24 protein-coding genes and 1 other annotated feature are annotated in these 22,519 nt (G+C 34.7%); of the genes, 2 read left to right on the forward strand and 22 right to left on the reverse strand.

Features of this window, described 5'->3' with window-relative positions; genetic code table 11:
• Positions 1-49: 49 nt before the first annotated feature.
• The 20 genes from rplL to HMPREF2586_RS04215 all read right to left on the reverse strand — a co-directional run bounded on the left by rplL (position 50) and on the right by HMPREF2586_RS04215 (position 18,011).
• Positions 50-418, reverse strand: coding sequence for a 50S ribosomal protein L7/L12 (gene rplL, locus HMPREF2586_RS04125; protein WP_046207683.1), 369 nt, complete (start codon positions 416-418; stop codon positions 50-52).
• A 40-nt stretch (positions 419-458) separates the two neighbouring features.
• Positions 459-968 (reverse strand): 50S ribosomal protein L10, encoded by a 510-nt coding sequence (gene rplJ / locus HMPREF2586_RS04130; RefSeq protein WP_046207684.1) that lies wholly within the window; start codon positions 966-968, stop codon positions 459-461.
• A 77-nt stretch (positions 969-1,045) separates the two neighbouring features.
• Positions 1,046-1,193: a sequence feature (ribosomal protein L10 leader region), on the reverse strand.
• A gap of 90 nt (positions 1,194-1,283) precedes the next feature.
• Positions 1,284-1,979, reverse strand: coding sequence for a 50S ribosomal protein L1 (gene rplA, locus HMPREF2586_RS04135; protein ID WP_046207685.1), 696 nt, complete (start codon positions 1,977-1,979; stop codon positions 1,284-1,286).
• A 228-nt stretch (positions 1,980-2,207) separates the two neighbouring features.
• Complete coding sequence (gene rplK / locus HMPREF2586_RS04140) at positions 2,208-2,630, reverse strand: 50S ribosomal protein L11 (RefSeq protein WP_019468573.1); 423 nt, start codon at positions 2,628-2,630, stop codon at positions 2,208-2,210.
• Positions 2,631-2,942: 312 nt separating this feature from the next.
• A complete protein-coding gene (nusG, locus tag HMPREF2586_RS04145; RefSeq protein WP_019468574.1) occupies positions 2,943-3,491 on the reverse strand; it encodes a transcription termination/antitermination protein NusG in 549 nt (182 codons plus the stop codon).
• A gap of 14 nt (positions 3,492-3,505) precedes the next feature.
• The gene (gene secE, locus HMPREF2586_RS04150; protein ID WP_070658250.1) at positions 3,506-3,685 is read right to left on the reverse strand and encodes a preprotein translocase subunit SecE; all 180 of its coding nucleotides are present in this window, start codon (positions 3,683-3,685) and stop codon (positions 3,506-3,508) included.
• 127 nt (positions 3,686-3,812) lie between these two features.
• Positions 3,813-3,956, reverse strand: coding sequence for a 50S ribosomal protein L33 (rpmG, locus tag HMPREF2586_RS12585; protein ID WP_071560108.1), 144 nt, complete (start codon positions 3,954-3,956; stop codon positions 3,813-3,815).
• A 122-nt stretch (positions 3,957-4,078) separates the two neighbouring features.
• Positions 4,079-4,660 (reverse strand): sigma-70 family RNA polymerase sigma factor, encoded by a 582-nt coding sequence (locus tag HMPREF2586_RS04155; protein WP_046207687.1) that lies wholly within the window; start codon positions 4,658-4,660, stop codon positions 4,079-4,081.
• Between the two features lie 74 nt (positions 4,661-4,734).
• On the reverse strand, positions 4,735-5,259 hold the full coding sequence (locus HMPREF2586_RS04160) for an NYN domain-containing protein (protein ID WP_019468577.1): 525 nt from the start codon (positions 5,257-5,259) through the stop codon (positions 4,735-4,737).
• On the reverse strand, positions 5,256-6,005 hold the full coding sequence (gene rlmB, locus HMPREF2586_RS04165; RefSeq protein ID WP_046207688.1) for a 23S rRNA (guanosine(2251)-2'-O)-methyltransferase RlmB: 750 nt from the start codon (positions 6,003-6,005) through the stop codon (positions 5,256-5,258). Before rlmB ends, HMPREF2586_RS04160 begins: the two co-directional genes overlap by 4 nt.
• 7 nt (positions 6,006-6,012) lie before the next feature.
• Positions 6,013-6,399 (reverse strand): Mini-ribonuclease 3, encoded by a 387-nt coding sequence (locus tag HMPREF2586_RS04170; RefSeq protein WP_064209902.1) that lies wholly within the window; start codon positions 6,397-6,399, stop codon positions 6,013-6,015.
• A 1-nt stretch (position 6,400) separates the two neighbouring features.
• Positions 6,401-7,801, reverse strand: coding sequence for a cysteine--tRNA ligase (gene cysS, locus HMPREF2586_RS04175; RefSeq protein ID WP_064209893.1), 1,401 nt, complete (start codon positions 7,799-7,801; stop codon positions 6,401-6,403).
• Complete coding sequence (cysE, locus tag HMPREF2586_RS04180; protein ID WP_046207703.1) at positions 7,785-8,426, reverse strand: serine O-acetyltransferase; 642 nt, start codon at positions 8,424-8,426, stop codon at positions 7,785-7,787. The genes cysS and cysE overlap by 17 nt, the downstream gene beginning before the upstream one ends.
• Before the next feature lie 323 nt (positions 8,427-8,749).
• Positions 8,750-10,204, reverse strand: a complete 1,455-nt coding sequence (gltX, locus tag HMPREF2586_RS04185; RefSeq protein ID WP_046207691.1) for a glutamate--tRNA ligase — start codon at positions 10,202-10,204, stop codon at positions 8,750-8,752.
• Between the two features lie 438 nt (positions 10,205-10,642).
• Positions 10,643-11,701 carry a PIN/TRAM domain-containing protein gene (locus HMPREF2586_RS04190; RefSeq protein ID WP_070039491.1) on the reverse strand — a complete coding sequence of 353 codons (1,059 nt, stop codon included), beginning with the start codon at positions 11,699-11,701 and terminating at the stop codon, positions 10,643-10,645.
• A 74-nt stretch (positions 11,702-11,775) separates the two neighbouring features.
• Positions 11,776-13,146 carry a DNA repair protein RadA gene (gene radA / locus HMPREF2586_RS04195; RefSeq protein ID WP_064209895.1) on the reverse strand — a complete coding sequence of 457 codons (1,371 nt, stop codon included), beginning with the start codon at positions 13,144-13,146 and terminating at the stop codon, positions 11,776-11,778.
• 350 nt (positions 13,147-13,496) lie between these two features.
• Entirely contained in the window at positions 13,497-15,959 is a 2,463-nt protein-coding gene (locus HMPREF2586_RS04200; RefSeq protein WP_046207694.1) for an ATP-dependent Clp protease ATP-binding subunit, read from the reverse strand.
• Positions 15,960-15,970: 11 nt separating this feature from the next.
• A complete protein-coding gene (locus HMPREF2586_RS04205; protein WP_046207695.1) occupies positions 15,971-16,981 on the reverse strand; it encodes a protein arginine kinase in 1,011 nt (336 codons plus the stop codon).
• Positions 16,974-17,525: a UvrB/UvrC motif-containing protein gene (locus HMPREF2586_RS04210; RefSeq protein ID WP_046207696.1), complete on the reverse strand. Its 552-nt coding sequence runs from the start codon at positions 17,523-17,525 to the stop codon at positions 16,974-16,976. The genes HMPREF2586_RS04205 and HMPREF2586_RS04210 overlap by 8 nt, the downstream gene beginning before the upstream one ends.
• A 24-nt stretch (positions 17,526-17,549) precedes the next feature.
• Positions 17,550-18,011 carry a CtsR family transcriptional regulator gene (locus HMPREF2586_RS04215; RefSeq protein WP_019468588.1) on the reverse strand — a complete coding sequence of 154 codons (462 nt, stop codon included), beginning with the start codon at positions 18,009-18,011 and terminating at the stop codon, positions 17,550-17,552.
• Between the two features lie 156 nt (positions 18,012-18,167).
• Between HMPREF2586_RS04215 and HMPREF2586_RS04220 the strand changes: the two genes are divergently transcribed.
• Positions 18,168-19,382 (forward strand): NupC/NupG family nucleoside CNT transporter, encoded by a 1,215-nt coding sequence (locus HMPREF2586_RS04220; protein ID WP_064209898.1) that lies wholly within the window; start codon positions 18,168-18,170, stop codon positions 19,380-19,382.
• A 59-nt stretch (positions 19,383-19,441) separates the two neighbouring features.
• On the opposite strand, the gene pdxT is transcribed toward HMPREF2586_RS04220, so the two are convergent.
• Together pdxT and pdxS are read right to left on the reverse strand one after the other, a co-directional pair.
• The gene (gene pdxT / locus HMPREF2586_RS04225) at positions 19,442-20,017 is read right to left on the reverse strand and encodes a pyridoxal 5'-phosphate synthase glutaminase subunit PdxT (protein WP_070658246.1); all 576 of its coding nucleotides are present in this window, start codon (positions 20,015-20,017) and stop codon (positions 19,442-19,444) included.
• A 1-nt stretch (position 20,018) separates the two neighbouring features.
• A complete protein-coding gene (gene pdxS, locus HMPREF2586_RS04230) occupies positions 20,019-20,906 on the reverse strand; it encodes a pyridoxal 5'-phosphate synthase lyase subunit PdxS (protein WP_070812640.1) in 888 nt (295 codons plus the stop codon).
• A 97-nt stretch (positions 20,907-21,003) separates the two neighbouring features.
• On the opposite strand from pdxS, the gene HMPREF2586_RS04235 reads away from it, so the two are divergent.
• Positions 21,004-22,380: a MocR-like pyridoxine biosynthesis transcription factor PdxR gene (locus HMPREF2586_RS04235; protein ID WP_070658242.1), complete on the forward strand. Its 1,377-nt coding sequence runs from the start codon at positions 21,004-21,006 to the stop codon at positions 22,378-22,380.
• Positions 22,381-22,519: the final 139 nt, after the last annotated feature.

Consider the following 22,519-nt stretch of genomic DNA (forward strand, 5'->3'; position numbering starts at 1 on the left):
TGCTTGAATAACCTTCAATATATAATTATGAACTGTTAGCCAGCTAGAATTATTTTAATTCTACTGTAGCGCCAACTTCTTCTAATGCTTCTTTAAGTTTTTCAGCTTCTTCAGTTGGTAAAGCTTCTTTGATTACTTTAGGAGCTCCGTCAACTAATTCTTTAGCATCTTTTAATCCTAAGCCAGTAGCTTCTTTAACAGCTTTAACGACTTTGATTTTAGATGATCCAGCTGATGTTAATTCAACATCAAATTCTGTTTTTTCTTCAGCAGCGTCTCCGCCACCTGCTGCACCTGCTGCTGCTACTGGAGCTGCTGCAGTTACACCAAATTCTTCTTCAATTGCTTTTACTAAGTCGTTTAATTCTAAAACTGACATTTCTTTAATTGCTTCAATGATTTGTTCTTGATTAGCCATTTTAATATTCCTCCATTAATTTTATTAGTTTTATGCGCAATTATTCAGCGCTTTCTTCGTTTTGTTCTTTATCTTCTCCAACAGCTTTAACTGCATAAGCGAAATTGCGTACTGGAGCTTGTAATACTGATAAAAGCATAGAAACAAGACCGTCGTGTGATGGTAATGTACCAACTGTGTTAACTTCTTCAGCAGAAATAACACTGCCTTCCATAACACCTACTTTAATTTCTAAAGCTTTATGTTCTTTAGCAAATCCTGCTAATACTTTTGCTGGAGCAACAACATCTTCTGTTGAAGTAGCAACTGCAGTAGGACCTACTAAGTGTTCATTTAAATCTTCTAAGCCAACTTGATCAGCAGCACGGCGAACCATTGTATTTTTCAATACTTTGAATTCAACGCCAGCTTCACGTAATTGTGAACGTAATTCAGTTACTTCTGAAACAGTTAGACCGCGGTAGTCAACGATTACAGTAGATACTGAATTCTTTAATGATTCAGCAATTACATCAACTTGTTGTTTTTTAGCTTCGATGATAGCAGACATTTAGACACCTCCATAGTTTTTTTATTTGGTGCTTTTAATCTTGATTACAACTGCTAATTACGTCAATTAACAACTTTATCTCAATAAAAAAAGCACTTTCTACCCACGGCAAAAAGTGCTTGAAAGATCTAAAAATCTTCACGTTCAAGTCAATTTTAGCCTCGGTAGGATTATTTTTAAGTTATGACTAACTCCTACTGTCTTAGGTAAAATAATACATTAACCAATATAACTGGTTAAATATAATATGTCAATATATTTTTAAAGATAAGACTGAATATATCCATCCAGTCTTATCATCATTTATATTTAAGATTAAAGTTTGAAGCTAGAAGTATCGACTTTTACGCCAGGACCCATTGTTGTTGTAACAGCAACAGATTTGAAGTAAGTACCTTTAGCTGAAGATGGTTTTGCTTTAGTTAACACATCTTGTAAAGCTTTGAAGTTTTCAACAAGTTTGTCAGTATCAAATGATACTTTACCAATAGAAGCATGTACAATACCAGCTTTTTCAGCACGATATTCTACTTTACCTGCTTTGATTTCTTCAACTGCTTTTGTAACGTCCATTGTTACAGTTCCAGTTTTAGGGTTTGGCATTAAACCTTTAGGTCCTAATACACGACCAAGTTTACCAACTTCACCCATCATATCTGGTGTAGCTACTACTACGTCAAAGTCAAACCAACCTTGTTGGATTTGTTGAACATATTCACCTTCACCAACGAAATCTGCACCTGCTGCTTCTGCTTCAGCTGCTTTGTCTCCTTTTGCGAATACCAATACACGTTGTGATTTACCTGTACCATTTGGAAGTACAACTGCACCACGGATTTGTTGATCATTTTTACGTGTATCAATTCCTAAACGGAATGCTACTTCAACTGATGCGTCAAAGTTAGCGATACTTGTTTCTTTAGCTAATTCAACTGCTTCTTCCACACTATAGTGTTTTTGGCGGTCAATTTTATTAGCTACTTCTTGAAATCTTTTACTTTTCTTAGCCATTTCATGTCCTCCTTTAGTGGTTTTAGCGGAATTTCCTCCCACATTTACTCGCATTTGCAAGTTAAGAGCAGATAACAGAGAGGTTTTAATCATATTTCATCTCAGGAAACACTTCCTAAATAAATGACAATTTCCCTCTTATTACGACAATATTGAACGCTTTGATCCTGTTTGTCATTTCTGTCATCTGCTTCATCGTCAATCTATGTTTTCGTTAATTTTTTAATATTATTGAACTGTGATACCCATACTACGTGCAGTACCTTCGATAATACGCATAGCTGCTTCTTCGTCTGCAGCGTTTAAATCTTGCATTTTTTGGTTTGCAATTTCACGTACTTGATCTTTAGTTACTGTAGCAACTTTGTTTTTGTTAGGTTCACCAGAACCTTTTTCAACGCCAGCTGCTTTTTTAAGTAGTACTGGAGCCGGTGGAGTTTTTGTAATGAATGTAAATGAACGATCTTCATAAACACTGATTTCTACCGGAATAATTAAACCTGCATCTTCTTGTGTACGTGCGTTGAATTCCTTACAGAATCCCATAATGTTCACACCTGCTTGACCTAATGCTGGACCAACTGGTGGTGCTGGGTTTGCTTTACCTGCAGGAATTTGTAATTTAACAACTTTTTCTACTTTTTTAGCCACGATGTGCACCTCCTTGATATCGTGATGTGGTCACAGGACTCAGTTTTGTCCTCCCACTCTTCTACATTTCGTGACGAAATGAACGCTCTATGAGCGCGACCACAGTATTATAACATCTACTCAAATCATAAAGCAAGAGTAAAATGGAACTTTTTTTATAGAACCCCTTATCATTTTAATGATTAGGGGTTCTTAATGCATGAGCCTTGGCTCAGGTATTCCTTACACTGAATCATTTTAATGATTAGGGGTTCTTAATGCATGTAAAGTAATATTTCTTGCTTTAGCAAGTCTAGTATTACTTATATACCTTTATAATTTTTCAATTTGATCGAATTCTACTTCAACAGGTGTTTCTCTACCAAACATGTCTACAAGAACTGTCAATTTAAATTTATCCGCTTCAATTTCTTGAACTTCACCAACTTGATTCGCAAATGGACCTGATTTGATTTGAACTTGCTCACCTAAATCTAATTCAACATCAATTGTTTTTTCTTTCATGCCCATTTGTTTCAAGATGAAACGTGCTTCTTCAGGTAATAATGGATTTGGTTTTGACCCAGCACCTGCTGAACCAACAAATCCTGTAACACCCGGTGTGTTTCTCACAATATACCATGATTCATCAGTCATGATTAATTCGACTAATACATAGCCAGGAAATGTTTTTTTAGTTAACGTTTTAGCTTTACCATCTTTAACTTGTGTTTCTTCTTCTTCAGGTATAACCACTCTGAATATCAATTCAGTCATATTCATAGATTCCACACGTTTTTCTAAATTCTTCTTAACTTTGTTCTCATAACCAGAATAAGTATGCACAGCATACCAACGCTTTGCGCCAACTTCCTCAGACATGTCGTCACTCCTATCTATTTAATTAACTCTATAATTCTACCAATACCTAAATCTAAGACATAGAAGAAGGCTAAGAAAAATACTACCGTTGAAACAACAATAATAGTATATTTAAATAATTCTTCTTTCGTTGGCCAACTCGTCTTTTCCATTTCTGACTTTACGCCTTGAAAGAAATTTTCTTTTTTAGCCATTAGCAATACCTCCATATTAATTCGATTTTCTCATTTGCTTATACATACGACAAATTAAGCAAATACAATACTCACAACTAAATTGGAAGGTTATATTTACTCAATTACTAAATCTAATATACCGACATTATTTCGCTTCTTTATGAACTGTATGTGCGTTACATCTCGGACAATACTTCTTCAATGTCAATCTTGATGTAAGGTTACTTTGCTTTGGAACATTATAATTTCTATTTCCACACGTTTCACAGCTTAATGGCACTTTTTTCATTTCACTTCACCTTACTCATTATAATACCAATCTACTATACATAACATCTCTGTCAATTGTCAATCTTCCACTATTGCTTTCTATTAATCCAAAAATCATTTTATACGTATCCATAACTGTTTTTAGTCATGATACTTTTGCTTAAAAACACGCTTTAATTTCAGTTTACATCTATGTATCGAATTGTAAACTATCTTAACATTTAGATTTAAGATATGGGCAACCTCTGATGGTTTATAATCATTTAAAATATATTTTATAATACCTTGTTCTAACTCTGTTAATTTTTCAACACTTTGATGCAACAAAACCAGGGTTTCTCTTCTTAAAATAATGTCATCCGGTTGCCTCACTTGCCTTAACACTTGGACACTGCTTAACATTTCATTTTCTAATAACCTTTGTCGTCTTACATCAGCTAATTTTTTTCGTATATAATCATTTCTAGCATTTTTGATAGTACGATTTACGTAATGTGCTAATGGTATGTCTTTTGAAAAATCAAATTGACTTATCGCTTTGAATAATTTCAAAAGTATTTCTTGTTGTAAATCTTCTTTATCATCAGGATGTATTGTGAAATGATTTAAACATTTCCAAATATGTGGTTGTATTTGCTCTAGTAAATCAATTAGGAAATGAATGTCTTGCCGTTTGCTTTTTGAAACTGGTATTGATTCTTGATGTTTTATTCTTTGGTGCATGCTTTTTTATCCTTTCAATCAGAATAAAGTTAGCATACAAAGGACGCTATAAAAAAAGCAAGGGGACAATCTTCTTATTTGTGATTGTTACCCCTTCTAATTTTTTCAAATTCTTCCAAAATTTCATTTGATAGTTCTATACGTGTGCGTGGTTTCTGCTCATTGAACCCTTCGAGCTTTTTTGAAACCGAAACTTCATTTTCTCTCAAGTCTCTCCACATTTCTCTAGAAGAGATACGATAAGCTCCCGCACCAAATATAGCATGTTGTTCACTCATATCACTTGTTACCACTGTGATATGTCTTGTGTGTTTGTCGTATAAATCATAAACATATTTTTCTATAAAACTATCTGCTGTTTCTTTTTCTTTAGTAAAGACAATCTTTACACCGTGATACATATATTCTGATGACATGCCGGATTGTTCATAGGCATCAAACACACATACAACCTCATCTGCTATAACTGCATTATAATTTGCAATCGCGGTTAATAGCTGATCGCGTGCTTCTTCCAAATTTTCTTGGGCTATTTGACTTAAGTCTTGTGATTGGCCAATCATATTATAACCGTCTATAATCAAGAAACGATCCTTCATGATTTTTCTCCAATCTGATTACGTTTACGATAGACTTCGTACATCATTAAGCTTGCCGCAACAGAAGCATTCAAACTATTTACATGCCCTACCATTGGAATGTTTATATAAAAGTCACATTTATCTTTGGTAAGTCTGCTCATGCCTTGTCCTTCACTTCCGATAACAATCGCTAGCGACATACCAGCGTCCATTTCACGATAATCTGTTGAATTTTCGGCTTCTGTACCGACCACCCAGTATCCATGGTCTTTTAATGTTTCAATGGTATTCGCCAAATTTGTAACACGCATGACAGGGACATGTTCAATCGCGCCAGTAGAAGCTTTTGCAACAGTCTGCGTAAGTGCAACCGATCGCCTTTTAGGAATAATAATGCCATCTACTCCTGAAGCATCAGCCGTTCTTAAAATCGACCCTAAATTATGAGGATCTTCTAAGCCATCCAAAATTAAAACAGTTGATAGTTTTTCATTGTTCTTTTGCTGTGCTAAAAACGCATCAAAATCTGCATATTCATATGGTGCGATGTATGCAGCGACACCTTGGTGAGGCGCATCAGACAAACCATCTAATTTTGATTTTGGCACTGCTTGTACAATGATTTTATTACTATTTGCCTTTTTTAAAATATCATTAATTTGTCCTTTTTTCACTGTATCTTGAATTAAAACCTTATTAATTGTATGTCCGGAAACAATCGCTTCTTTTACGGCATGACGACCTACTATAACAATCTCTTCCAAAGTCTCACTACCTTTCATCTACATTTTTTACGATGCGTTCAAGCAACATGGTGAGTCGCTCTTGATTTTTTTCTAGATATAAAAATCCGAGGATTGCTTCTAAACCCGAACTTTTTCGATAAGTTTGAATATCTGTGTTTTTCGCCTTAGTATAACTCTTCGCATTTCTACCACGACGAACAATATCTAATTCTTCCGCTGTAAACCAGTTATTTTCTAATAAGTGCTCAAGCGATTGTGCCTGACTTTTTGCCGATACGTAACGCTTGGCTTCTTGGTGTAGTCGATTGGGCTTAGCTTTTAACTTCAATATAATGTACTCTCTTACGAATTGATCTAATACTGCATCACCCATATAGGCCAAAGTTAATGGATTTAATAACTTATTATCCATGTTAACCACGTTTGAATCTCACACCTTGTGGCGTATCTTCTAAAATAATATTTTGTTCTTTTAACTGGTCACGGATTTCATCTGCACGTGCAAAATCTTTGTTTTGTCGTGCCTGGTTTCGTTCTTCAATGAGCGCTTCAACATCTTCATCTAATAATTCATCGTTGTTTGATGCTTTTAAAGGAACGCCTAAGACATCACTGAATATTTGATACACTTCTTTAAATCGTGCAATCACTTTAGTAGATGTCGTATTTTCTAATACGTATTTATTCGCTAATTTTGATAAATCATACCAAGCTGTAATGGCATTAGCCGTATTAAAATCGTCGTTCATAACCGTTTCAAATTGGTCTAATATTTGATTGATTTCATCAATATAATGATCTTGCGTTTCAATATTAGTTGCAATTGTTTCACGTTCTTCAATGGCTTGATAACTATTGCGAATACGTTCTAACCCACTTTTAGCTGCCCCAACAAGTTCCATATTATAGTTGATTGGACTTCTATAATGTACACTTATCATGAAAAAGCGTAAGACGTCCGGATCAATTTCTTTAATAATGTCATGCACTAAGACAAAATTGCCCAATGACTTACTCATTTTTTCATTATCTATATTAATGAAACCATTGTGCATCCAATAGTTTGCGAATGGGGCATGGTTATGTGCTTCAGATTGTGCAATTTCATTTTCATGATGTGGGAATTGTAAATCTGTACCACCCGCATGAATATCAATTGTTGCACCTAGCTCGTGATAAGCCATCACTGAACACTCAATATGCCAGCCTGGTCTACCTTTCCCAAATGGACTATCCCAACTGATTTCATCCGGTTTTGCTTGTTTCCATAACGTAAAATCTAGAGCGTCTTCTTTTTGTTCCCCTTGTTCAATACGCGCACCTACTTTTAAATCGTTCAGCGATTGATGGCTTAATTTACCATAATCTTCAAACTTACGTGTTCTGAAATAAACGTCGCCACCGCTTTCATATGCATAGCCTTCATCAATAAGTTCTTTTATAAACTTAATAATATCGTCCATATGATTCATGACTCTTGGATTTGAAGTCGCTTTTTTGACATTTAATGCACCCACATCTTCATAAAATGCATCGATATAGCGATTAGCTATTGTATTTACAGGCTCATTTAATTCTTTAGATCGTTTTATTAATTTATCATCTACGTCCGTAAAGTTTGAAACGTAAATCACTTCATAACCTTGGTACTCAAGATATCTTCTGACAACATCATAGTTAATTGCAGGTCTTGCGTTTCCAATATGAATGTAATTATATACAGTTGGTCCACAAACATACATTTTAACCTTACCTGGTTCTATTGACTTAAACGTTTCTTTTTGACGTGTGAGTGTATTATATAATGTAATCATCTTGAATCTCTCCATTTCTTGTTTTCTCAAGTTGTTTCTCTAATTGTTTTAATTGCTCATAAATTGGATCAGGTAAATTACGATGATCAAATGTTTTGCCAATTCTTCTTCCGTCTTGTTTTACGATATGCCCTGGTATACCAACCACTGTAGAATAGCTAGGTACCGAGTTTAACACTACGGAATTTGCGCCAATATTAACATTTGAATTGATTTTAATATTACCGAGTACTTTTGCTCCTGCTGCAATTAAAACATTGTCTCCAATATCAGGATGACGCTTCCCTTTCTCTTTACCTGTCCCACCTAAAGTAACGCCTTGATAGATTGTGACATTATCACCAATCCTACATGTTTCTCCTATCACTACGCCCATACCATGGTCAATAAATAAACGCTTGCCAATTTGAGCACCTGGATGTATTTCTATTCCAGTAAAAAAACGTGTGATTTGAGAAATCAATCTGGCTAATACATATTTTTTCTTTTTATATAAAGCATGTGCAACTAAGTGACTCCACACTGCATGTACACCAGCATAAGATGTAACTACCTCTAATGTTGTACGTGCTGCTGGGTCTTGCTCAAACACCATATTTACATCATCTTTGATTCTTTTCAAAATTTCAAACAAGGTTGCGACCTCCTTATTAAAAAAGCACCTCCAACATCATACTGTTAGAGGTGCTTTGCACGGTTCCACTCTTTTTTAATAAGCTGATTCCTCAATCACATAGCAATACAACTTATATTGACTCATTTGCATTATTCAATTCATCAAACTAAAGGTGCATTCAACAATTTTTGTGTTGTGCTCACAGCGACCGCACACTCTCTTGACACATACCATTGCATACTAATCCTTTAGCTCATTCACATATTATAATAGTTGGTAACTTGTAATTTTTCAAGTGTTATACATTTAATCTATGTTATTCACACTATGCATTAAACGTATTTTTTTAAGCGTTGTAGCACTTTGTCTTTGCCTAAAACTTCAATTGTATTTGGCAGTTCTGGTCCGTGCATTTGTCCAGTTACAGCTACACGTATCGGCATAAATAATTGCTTACCTTTGATACCTGTTTCTTTTTGAACTTCTTTAATTGTTTTTTTAATTTCGTCAGCTTCAAAAGGTTCTAATGCTTCTAATTTGCCATATAAATGATTCATTAGTTCTGGAACTTGTTCACCATTAATAACTTCTTGCTCATCTTCACCTAGTGTTTGTTCGTCTCGGAAGAAAATTTCAGATAATGGAACAATTTCTCCAGCGTAACTCATTTCTTTCTGATAAAGTGCAATCAGTTTACGCCCCCACGCTTTATCTTCTTCAGAAGGATTTTCAGGCAATAATTCCGCTTTTACTAAATGTGGAAAAGCAAGTTCAAATACTGTTTCAGTATCTTTTTGTTTCATATATTGGTTGTTAATCCAAGCTAATTTTTGTTTATCGAAAAATGCAGGTGATTTAGATAAACGTTTTTCGTCGAAGATTTTGATAAATTCTTCTTTAGAGTAGATTTCATCTTCACCTTCCGGAGACCAACCTAACAACGTAATAAAGTTGAATAAGGCCTCAGGTAAGTAACCCAAGTCTCTATACTGTTCAATAAATTGAAGGATTTGGCCATCACGTTTACTTAATTTTTTACGTTCTTCATTTACAATTAGTGACATATGTGCAAATCTTGGTGGTTCCCAACCAAATGTGTCATAAATCATTAATTGTTTTGGAGTATTTGAAATATGGTCGTCGCCACGTATAACATCTGAAATTTCCATGTAATGATCATCAACAGCTACGGCAAAATTATATGTTGGTACACCGTCTTTTTTAACAATTACCCAATCTCCCATATTGTTTGAATCAAATGAAATTTCGCCTTTAACCATATCATCGAATTTATAAGTTGTATCTTTTGGAACGCGGAAACGAATAGAAGGTTTACGTCCTTCTGCTTCAAATTGTTGACGTTCTTCCTCTGTTAAATGTGCATGTTTACCACCATAACGCGGCATTTCACCACGCGCAATTTGTTGTTCACGTTCCGCTTCTAACTCTTCTTCAGTCATATAACATTTATATGCTTTATCTTCATCTAATAATTGTTGAATAAGCGGGTTGTATATTTCAGCACGTTCTGACTGACGGTAAGGGCCATAACCTTTATCCTTATCTACTGATTCGTCCCAATCAATACCTAGCCATTTTAGATTATCGAACTGTGATGATTCTCCATCTTCTAAATTACGTTTGCTATCTGTATCTTCTATACGTATTACAAAATCACCATCATAATGTTTAGCAAATAAATAGTTAAATAATGCAGTTCTTGCATTACCAATATGCAAATAACCTGTTGGACTTGGCGCATATCTAACTCTTACACGATTACTCATTATGTTCACTCCTGTTTAAAATTAATTTTTTATTTTCAATTTCATTGCTTTCATTTTTACTGTGTCTATCTATTACACACAGTAATATATCAATACGAATCCAATGAAGTTCATATTAAAAAATAATGTTTCAGCATTTAAAGTATATTGCTTATTCGCTTACTTATAATATCATAGCTCATCATTTTTTAAAGCATCACTATATTAAAATCAAACATTTTTTGTTTTTAATTCCACGGCATAATTCTAAATATAGTAATACAATTTCGCTATCTATTGTAGCACTTTAAAGCTGATTATGATATTACCACGCTTAAATTTAATTGTTTATAAATGAATTCTTTTGTCACTTGGTCATTCAGTGTTTTTACGTAAAAAAGGTTTCATGTGAAACTGTAACTGTAGTTGCTACATTTCATATGAAACCTAACTGCTATTTCAATATATTTTTTTAGCAAAAATAATCCGACCCGAAGATGTTTGCAATAAACTGACGACTTCTAAATCAATGTGTTCGCCAATATGTTTTTTAGCATTGTCTACAACTACCATCGTACCATCTTCTAAATAACCCACTGCTTGTCCAGCTTCTTTACCCATCTTAGTTAACAATAAGTTAAGTCGATCACCTTGATGGACTGTTGGCTTAATGGCTTCTGATAAGTCATTAACATTGAGTACTTGAATGCCTTGTATATGGCAAACTTTGTTCAGATTAAAATCTGTAGTGATAATTTGAGCTCTATAATGCAGCGCGAGTTTAATTAACATAGCGTCTATATCACTGTGTGATTTTGTAGGTTGAATAATACGTGTAGGGTGCTGTGCATCGTGTAATGCATTAAGCATATCTAAGCCTCTTTGACCTTTTTCTCTCTTTACACTATCATTCGCATCCGCAATAACTTGCAATTCATTAATCACACCTTGCGGAATTAAAATCTCACCATCTACAAAGCCACATTCTAAAACATCTAGAATACGTCCATCTATAATTGCACTCGTATCAATCACCTTTGGCATCGCATTACGTGTATTCATAGCCATAGAACGCGTCATATTTTCTGGCAAAAACAAAAGCATTTCATCACGTTTACGTAAACCAAATTGAAATCCTAAATACCCCAATATGATTGTAACAATGATTGGTACAAAATGATTTAACACGTTGTTGCCAATAATTTGGAAAATAAATGAAATCATTACAGAAATAAGCAAACCTATAATGAGCCCAATTGTGGCAAACAATATTTCTATCGCACTTTGACGCATAATCATTTGTTCTAAATCTTTCATTGCTAAAGTTACTTTCTTAATAAACCAACCAAAGATAGCAAAAAACAGTATAATCCCTAGTAGTCCATTGAAATAATTATTTGTAAGTAGCATGAAATGACTCAATCCAGCATCTGCAATAATCTCTGGAATAAGATACACGCCTAAACTTGCGCCCAATATGATATAGCACAAGATTACAATGAGTCTTATCATGTTCAAATGCTAACGCTCCTTTCGCATGAAAGCTATTATGACTTCATAAGCCTTGTAACCATTTAAATAAATGTCGTTGATCAATGTTTTGATAAGGCATATTTTAATGCCTCATGGACATTTGTCACACCAATGACTTTAATGTTGCTCGGGAATTCCCAACCCCCAATATTAGATTCAGGAATAATAATGCGTTTAAAACCTAATTTTTCCGCTTCTTGTACACGTTGTTCAATGCGAGAAACACGTCTCACTTCCCCTGTTAAACCAACTTCGCCGATAAAACAGTCTAAGCCATCTACAGTTAAATCTTTAAAGCTTGAGGCAGTAGCAATAATGATTCCTAAATCAACAGCAGGTTCTGTTAATCTTACGCCACCAGCTACTTTAATATAGGCATCTTGTTGTTGCAGTAAATAATTTTCTTTTTTCTCTAATACAGCCATTAACAAACTTAAACGATTGTGATCTATTCCTGTCGCCATACGTCTAGGATTATTAAATGTTGTGGGTGTCACTAACGCTTGAACCTCAATTAATAATGGTCGCGTACCTTCCATAGTAGACACGATTGTCGAACCTGGAACATTTGTAGACCGTTCTTCTAAAAACATTTCTGAAGGATTTTTAACACCTTTCAATCCACTCTGTTTCATTTCAAAAATACCCATTTCATTTGTAGAGCCAAAGCGATTTTTTACCGCTCTTAAAATCCGATAAGCATGATGCTCATCACCTTCAAAATAAAGCACCGTATCTACCATATGTTCTAGCAAACGAGGTCCCGCAATCTGACCTTCTTTCGTAACGTGACCAACAATAAACGTCGCGATATTTAGTTGTTTAGCTATATTCATCAAGCTCTGTGTACTCTCTCTCACCTGAGATACCGAACCGGGTGCAGAACTGATTTCAGGGTGAAAAATAGTCTGAATAGAATCTACAACAAGCAAATCAGGCTTCAATTGTTTAACTGTTTCATGTATCACTTCTAAATCTGTTTCTGCAAATACATTTAAATGACTTGAATCTTCATCTAATCGATCTGCTCTTAATTTTGTTTGATTTAATGATTCTTCACCAGTTATATATAAAACGTTTTTCTCTTGTGATAACGCTGCACATATTTGAAGCAATAGTGTTGATTTACCGATACCTGGATCGCCACCAATCAACACAAGTGAACCATTAACGATCCCGCCACCAAGCACTCGATTAAACTCTGCTGAATTCGTTTTAACACGTGGTGTTGTCTCATGCTTTATATCATTTAACTTCTGTACTTTGGATGTATTTTCACGACTGCGCACACCATGTTTCGGACTTGTCGATTTCTGTTCTATGATTTCTTCCATTTGATTCCATCCACCACAGTTAGGACATTTCCCCATCCATTTAGGTGACTGATAACCACATGCCATGCATTCAAAAATCACTTTCTTTTTGGCCAAAACTGCACCTCCATCTTTATTGAACAAATCTATTTTATACCTATGTTTATGTAAAAACAAATTTTATTTACAAATGATTTATTTTGATATTTTATATGCTAAATAAATAGCTTTATATTGTAATATATAAATGAATATATTGCAAAAATCTATTTTTAAAAATAACACTATTATGCCTATAGCACCATCAAAAAGATATACTTTATTGATATCCAAATTAGCCTACAAGGTCATATCATACTTTCACCATACTGTATCGTAGTTTTTGAAATTAAAAAAGCGTTTCTCAAGGTTGAAATAAATACTTGAGAAACGCTTTGGCACTATGACCTATATTGATTTATCTAATTTTATGATTCAGAAGTTTCTTTTTCTTTTTCATCTTCTGTTCTATCTTTAATGTTATATTTATATTCCTTACCGTCATGGTCGATATAAACATTTTTACCTTCAATTTGATTGCCGTCTAAGATTAACTCACTTAAGTTATCTTCAATCGTTTTTTGGATTTCTCGAATAAGTGGTCTCGCACCATATTCTGGATCGTATCCTTCTTCAGCGATGCGTTCTTTAGCTGCATCAGAAACGATAATATCAATATCTTGTTCTGATAAACGATCTGTAAGTTTATTTACCATCATTGTTACAATTTCTTTCAACTCATCTTGAGACAGTTTGTGGAATACAATGATGTCATCTACACGGTTTAAGAATTCTGGACGGAAAGCATTTTTCAATTCTTTCATCATTGTTTTACGGATAGATTCATAGTCTTGACCTTCTGATGCGCCACCAAATCCAGCAAAACGTTGATCTTGCAATTCTTGCGCACCCACGTTAGATGTCATAATAATCACTGTGTTACGGAAGTCTACTTGACGACCTTTAGTATCTGTTAAATGTCCATCATCTAATACTTGCAACAAGATGTTAAATACATCAGGATGCGCTTTTTCGATTTCATCAAATAATATAACTGAATATGGTTTGCGTCTTACTTTTTCAGTTAATTGACCGCCATCATCATGACCAACATAACCTGGAGGCGCTCCTACTAAACGACTGACAGCATGTTTTTCCATAAACTCACTCATGTCAACACGAATCATTGCGTCATCTTCACCAAACATTGTTTCTGCTAGTGCACGTGCTAATTCTGTCTTACCGACACCTGTAGGCCCTAAGAATATAAAGCTACCTATTGGTCTTTGAGGATCTTTTAATCCTGCTCTTGCACGTCTTACTGCTTTACTGATTGATGTCACTGCTTCTTTTTGACCAATGACACGTTTGTGTAACGTATCTTCCAAGTTAAGCAAGCGATCAGACTCTGTTTCATTAATTTTTGTTAATGGAATGCCAGTCCAACCAGCGATAACTTCACCGATATCCTCTTCAGATAAGGATGTGTTCGCACCGTTTTGGCTATTTTTCCAATTATTGTTTGCTTCTTCGTATTGTTTTTCTAATTTAGTTTGTTTATCACGTAAATTAGCTGCATTTTCAAATTCTTGTGCATGTACAGCTGCATCTTTTTCATTTTTCACTTGCTCAATTTCTTGTTCCAACTCTTTTAAGTTTGGTGGTGTTGTATGACTTTTTAGTCTTACTTTTGAGCTTGCTTCATCAATTAAGTCAATCGCTTTATCTGGTAAGAAACGATCAGAAACATAGCGATGACTTAGTTTTGCTGCTGATTCTAAAGCTTCATCAGAGATGTTGATGCGGTGATGTGCTTCATAACGATCACGTAATCCTTTTAAGATTTCAATCGTATCTTCAACAGTTGGTTCATCTACTTGAACAGGTTGGAAACGACGTTCTAACGCAGCATCCTTTTCAATGTTTTTACGATATTCATCTAGTGTAGTCGCACCGATACATTGTAATTCGCCACGGGCTAATGCTGGTTTTAAGATGTTTGATGCATCAATTGCACCTTCTGCACCACCAGCACCTACTAATGTGTGAAGCTCATCAATGAACAGAATGACATTACCTGCTTGGTGAATTTCTTCCATTACTTTTTTCAAACGTTCTTCAAATTCGCCACGATATTTCGTACCAGCAACGACTGTTCCCATATCTAATGACATCACACGTTTACCTTTAAGTGTTTCAGGAACTTCATTATTAACAATTGCAAGTGCTAAACCTTCAGCAATTGCCGTTTTACCGACACCTGGTTCCCCAATTAATACTGGGTTGTTCTTAGTACGTCTACTCAACACTTCAATGACACGTGTGATTTCTTTATCTCTGCCAATAACAGGATCCAACGTGCCATCATTAGCAATTACTGTTAAGTCACGAGCAAGACTATCTAAAGTTGGTGTATTATTAGATTTGTTTGCCTGCGCATTTTTATTGCTCATTTCAGGGCTTCCTAAAGCTTTCACTACTTGCGCGCGTGCTTTCGTAATGTTTAAGTCTAGATTAGCAAAAACACGTGCAGCTACGCCTTCATTTTCTCTAATTAAACCAAGTAATATATGCTCGGTACCAACGAAATTGTGGTGTAATTTTCTTGCTTCGTCCATTGATAACTCAATAACTTTTTTAGCACGTGGTGTGTAATGTAACGCACCCATTTGTTCTTGACCGTGACCAATTAATTTTTCAACTTCTGTTACTACTTTTTCTTCAGTAATATCAAAGGATTCCAACACTTTTGCTGCAATACCTTCTGGTTCTTTCATTAAACCTAAAAGTAAATGTTCTGTTCCTATATTTGAATGATTTAAGCGAATTGCTTCTTCTTGAGCATGTGCCAATACTCGTTGTGCACGTTCTGTCAGTCTACCAAATAACATAGCATGACCTCCTAATTTATATGTTCTCTTAAAATATCTGCTCTTTTTTCGTTAACTGTTCTATCATCTTCATCATCTAATAAGAATGGTGATTGAATAGCAACCATCAACTCATTAAACTTAAAGTCTTTTAAATCAATATAGTCTAAATCTATACCTAATTTCACTTCACTTAATCTAAATGATGCTTCTTCCATAGATATTAGTCTACTATATTTTAAGATACCTAACGAACGATATACTCTATCTAAAGTTTCAATTTTATTATGCTTGCTAAGTCGTTCGCGAATTTGCATCTCTTCGTTAATAATTTGTTGTACTACTTCAGTTAAACTTTCAATAATTTCTTCTTCTGTTTTTCCAAGCGTCAGTTGATTGGAAATTTGATAAATGTGACCGTATACTTGGGAACCTTCGCCATAGATACCTCTTATTGTGAATCCAAAACGATTGATTGTTTGAGCGATTCTATTCATCCGCTTCATAATCGTAAGTCCCGGTAAATGTAACATTACGCTGGCTCTCATACCAGTACCGATATTCGTCGGACATGTTGTTAAATAACCGAGTGTTTCATCAAAACTTACATCTAACTCACTGTCTAATGTGTCATCCAGTGCGGAAGCTTTTTCATATAATGTTTGTAATGATAAATCATTTCCCATGGCTTGAATTCGTATATGATCTTCTTCATTAACCATAATGCTTAAAGATTCATCTTCATTTAAAAGTACTGCAGCAGCAGGTCTTTTTATTAACTCGGGACTGATAAGATGTTTCGCAACAAGTTTATATTTACTCTGCTGGTCCATCGTGTCTAATCTCTGTATAAACATGTTAGGAAGCGCATCTTGAACTTCATTTATCACTCTATTACCATCTTGTTCGGATGCAAACATCAAAGGGTGTACATGATTTTCTAAATTTCTAGCCAAACGCAATCTCGAAGACATTACGATTGGACTTTCTGCTTCGTCTCTCATCCACTCACTAATGTGGGTGCTGATATCATTCTTACTCATCATGTTTCACCTCGCTGTCTTCTTTCAATGCCTTAATTTCATCTCTAACAACTGCAGCCTCTTCAAAATTTTGTTCTTCAATTAACTGATTTAAATAAGTTGTTTTCTCTTCTATTTGTTTTTTCAAAGCTAACTTTCTATGTGAAGAGCGTGGTGTTTTTCCAGTGTGTTCGATTTGACCACCTTGTACACGTCGTACAATATCGACAATGTCATCTTTAAAAGTTGCGTAGCAGTCTGCACAACCAAATTTACCAACATGCGCAATATCTTTTAATGTCATTTGACAAGTAGGACATCTCTTTTCTTCTTTAAATGCAATTTCATCGAAATCAATACCGTGTTTCGCTGCTAAATGTTGTAATATTTGTTTTACTACAAACGCACCTTCAATGTCATCTTGTGACTGCATTTGTTGGTTTTGAGTCCACGGGTTACCGCCTTGTGCGCATGTGGCACAAACCCATTTTTCATGTACACCATCTTGCCCTTTAACTGCTAACTTTACTTCTGCTTCATTTAAATGACAATTTTCGCACAGCACGACCAAACACCTCTCTTAATTTCTTTAATAATAATTTATTACATGTAATATTCGTTTCACTATATTAGCACGTATAATATCTCTTGATAATACATCCATTTTTAAAGTTTCTCTATCGATTACAGCGTAAATCATTTTTGCTTCGCGTTCACTGATATATGCTTTATCTAATAAACCATCTATGATGTAATAAGCTTGTTGCTGTGAAATAGATGGTCCGATGAGTTGAAGTAAATGATTAATGTAACCTGTTTCATCTTTGTTTTCAATTTTAGTGATTCGAATATAACCACCGCCACCTCTTTTACTTTCTATTTCATAACCATGTTCATTTGTAAAACGTGTTTTGATCACATAGTTTAGTTGAGAAGGCACACAGTCAAACCGCTGTGCAATATTGGCACGTTGAATTTCAACAACGTCTTCATTGGTGTCTTCAAATAATTTTTTAATGTACTGTTCTATGATGTCGGACATGTTATGCATGATTATCACCTCTTTTGACCTTCTTTGACTATATTATATGACCAACTTTGACCTTTTTCAACCAATATGTTTTAAATTTTTTCAATTTTGGATGTAAGTAAGCGCTTGTTTATTGTATTATAGGAGTTAAGAAAAAATTTAAAGGGATGAATTATTATGCATATTATTATCGGTTTAATTGGTATTGCTGTGTTTCTTGGGTTAGCTTTACTCTTTAGTTCTGACAGAAAAAATATTCGCTGGCAATACATTGGCTTATTACTCGTAATACAACTTGTATTTGCTTTTATATTATTAAAAACAAAATTTGGTATTACGGTCATTGGTGGCATTTCAGATGGCTTTAATTACTTATTAGCTAAAGCTGCTGAAGGTGTCAATTTTGTATTTGGTGGATTTGAATTTGTAGATCCTAAAAATCCTCCATTCTTCTTCAATGTATTATTACCAATCGTTTTTATTTCAGCATTAATTGGTATCTTACAATACACAAGAATACTGCCATTCATTATTAACTATTTAGGTTTAGCCATTTCTAAAGTAAATGGGATGGGTCGCTTAGAGTCATATAATGCGGTAGCAGCAGCAATTTTGGGTCAATCAGAGGTTTTCATTTCACTCAAAAAAGAATTAGCACATATCCCTAAACAACGTCTTTATACATTGACTGCTTCCGCGATGTCTACGGTATCGGCTTCTATTATCGGTGCTTATTTTACATTAATCGAGCCTAGATATGTAGTTACTGCAGTAGTACTAAACTTATTTGGCGGGTTTATCATTGCTTCTATTATTAATCCATATAAAGTAGATGTAAAAGAAGATAAATTAATCGTTGAAGAAAGTGAGACGGAAAAACAGTCCTTCTTCGAAATGTTAGGGGAATACATTTTAGATGGGTTTAAAGTTGCTGTAATCGTTGGTGCGATGCTGATTGGTTATATAGCAATTATCGCTTTGTTAAACGGTGTTGTAAGTGCTATTTTCACTGCAGCTTCAGGTGGAAGTATTACATGGGATTTCCAAACTTTAATTGGATTTATATTTGCACCATTAGCATTTTTAATTGGGGTACCATGGGACGATGCTGTTCAAGCTGGTTCTATTATGGCAACAAAATTACTATCTAATGAATTTGTAGCCATGCAAAGCTTAAATGAAGTTAAAAATATCAGTGAACACGCAAAAGGTGTAATCTCTGTCTTTGTTGTATCTTTTGCTAACTTTAGTTCAATTGGTATTATTTCTGGCGCAATCAAATCGCTTAATAATGAAAAAGGTGATATGGTAGCACGTTTTGGTTTAAAACTTTTATTTGGTGCCACACTTGTGTCATTTATTTCTGCAGCAATCGCAGGTTTCTTTATCTAATTAAACTGACAAAAAGCAGGTCAATCCATTTTGGAATTGACCTGCTTTTTTACGTTATATTAAACTTGCTCAATTGTAGCCTTTGCTACAATATGTTCAATGAAATATTGCGTTACGCGATAATCTTCTGTTAACTCTGGATGGAAAGAAACACCTAAATAGCGTCCTTCTTGAACTGCTACTATTTTCTCACCAACCGAGCTCAATATTGTGGCATTCCCATGGACTTGGGCTATATGAGGGGCTCTGATAAATACCCCTTCTATATCTTCTGCAATGCCAGTAATATTTAAATCACTTTCAAAACTATCTACTTGTCTGCCAAATGAATTTCGTTGGACCGTAATATCTAATTTGTTGAGATATCCTTCTTCACCAACAATATCTTTTGCCATAACTATAAGCCCTGCACAAGTGCCAAACATAGGTAATTTAGATTGTTGTAATGCTTCTTTAAACCCATATAAATTCATTAAACGACGTAACGTTGTCGATTCACCACCAGGTAGTATGAGCCCATCAATTTCCTCTAATTGCTCCACATGTTTTATGGCAATACCTTCGTGTCCACTTAATTCAATATGCTTCAAATGTTCTCTCACAGCACCCTGTAAAGCTAAAACACCTATTTTCATATTACCAACCACGCTCTTGCATACGTTCTTCTAGTGACAAATCATTAATGTCTAAACCTTTCATTGCTGTACCTAACTCTTTAGCTAATCTACCAATTAATTCATAATCTTGGTAATGCGTCGTAGCTTGTACAATTGCTTTTGCAAATTTTTCAGGATCTTCTGATTTAAAAATACCAGAACCAACAAATACACCATCTGCACCTAATTCCATCATCAAAGCAGCGTCTTGAGGTGTTGCTACACCACCAGCTGCAAAATTCACCACTGGCAATTTACCGTTTTCTTTAATTGATTTTAATACTTCAAAAGGTGCACCTATGTTTTTAGCTTCCGTCATAATTTCATCATCATTCATAACTGTTATGCGACTCACTTCAGCATTGACTTGTCTAATATGTCTAACAGCTTCAACGATATTACCAGTACCAGGTTCACCTTTCGTACGTAACATTGCCGCTCCTTCACCTATGCGACGCGCTGCTTCACCTAAATTACGACAGCCACAAACAAATGGTACTGTAAAAGTATCTTTAAGTAAGTGGTACTCTTCATCAGCTGGTGTTAAGACTTCTGATTCATCAATATAGTCAACACCCATTGCTTCTAGTACACGTGCTTCTGTTATATGACCAATACGACCTTTAGCCATGACAGGTATAGAAACAGCATTCATTACTTCTTCAACAATTTTAGGATTTGCCATTCTAGCAACACCACCAGCTGCTCTAATATCAGAAGGAACACGTTCTAACGCCATTACAGCAACTGCCCCTGCTTCTTCCGCAATCTTCGCTTGTTCAGCATTGACAACGTCCATGATGACGCCGCCTTTTTGCATTTCAGCCATTCCTCTTTTGACTCTTTCTGATCCAGTAAATTTAGACATTTTATTTACCCCTTTACTTAGTTGATTAAATTCATTTTAAAAGATAAACTGGTATTTAAAAAGGTACACTTTCAAAATAATTTAGGGGGTCAGTTTATTGTCTAAAAATCATCTCTATATTAATTTATATGAAAATTTAAAACAACAAATCATAGAAGGTCAATACAAATCTGAAGATAAGTTTCCGTCTAAACGTGCATTAGGCCAACATTTATCTGTAAGCAATACAACAATTGAACATGCGTATCAGCTCTTATTAGATGAAGGATATATTTACTCCAAACCGCGTTCAGGCTATTTTGTTTCAGATATAGAAACGCTTCCTGTTATCGCAAGAAATATGGACCAATCCCAACATCATAATTACTCAAAAAATAATCATGAAGTGACACAATCAGTCCGTTCACTGGCATTTAATTTATCAGAGATTGATGCAGAATACTTCCCTATGAAACAATTTAGAAAATATGCAAAAGATGCATTTGAAGATGAAGAAATTGATTTACTACAACATGTTAATTCAAAAGGCGAGATTTCATTAAGACAAGAAATTGCACATTACTTATTTAATAGTCGTGGCGTTAACTGTAGACCTGAACAAATTATCATCGGTTCTTCAACAGAACAACTAATAAATCTTTTAACTGACATTTTAAATGACGGTCGTTTTTTAATAGAAAATCCTAGTTATCCACCCATTAAGCAAGTACTAGATAAAAAGCAAATTGCTTATCTTCAAGTACCTGTAAATAGTACAGGAATAGAAATTACGTCCTTTCAGAAATCCAATAATAATATCGCATATGTCACGCCATCACACCAATTCCCCACAGGCTATGTTATGAGTTTAAAAAAAAGAACCCAACTCATCAATTGGGCACAACAAAGTACTGATAGATACATTATTGAAGATGATTATGATTCTGAGTTTCGCTACTTCGGCAAACCAATACCTGCTCTACAAAGTTTAGACACTAAAGATAAAGTCATATATATTAGTACCTTTTCCAAATCATTATTTCCAAGCTGTCGAATTGCATATTTAGTTTTACCAAATAATTTACTTTCAAAATATGACAACTTGGCAACTAAAGAAGGAAACACAGTGCCCGCACATACACAAAAAATGATTTCACTCTTTATGAAATCAGGCAGTTTTGAAAGGCATCTTAATAAAATGAGGAACGTGTATCGCCATAAACTAACAACAATTTTAAATGCATTAACGCCTTATCAATCGCAATTAAAAATAGATGGTGCTTTAGCTGGTATGCATTTTACACTCACTGTCAAAAATCATTTGACTATGGGGCAATGCTTAGAACGCGCAAAGGAAAATGATTTAAATATAATACCATTTAGTAAATATGATAGTGATCAAAACACAGTTAAATTTATTCTAGGTTTCGGTGGTATTCCGATATCCCAACTCAAAGAACATACAGACGCACTAATCAAAACACTGACAGTCTAGTATATATATTATTGATAGTTTGACTTTTATATTTCTTATGAATCTACATGCTATTGAAATAGTGTGACTTATGCATGAGTTTTTGCTCATGCATTCCTCTTTACTATTTCACGCTTTCCTCACTCACTTACCGCTTGTA

Origin of the sequence: Staphylococcus sp. HMSC034G07 (assembly GCF_001835975.1) — a bacterium.
GTDB lineage: Bacteria > Bacillota > Bacilli > Staphylococcales > Staphylococcaceae > Staphylococcus > Staphylococcus ureilyticus.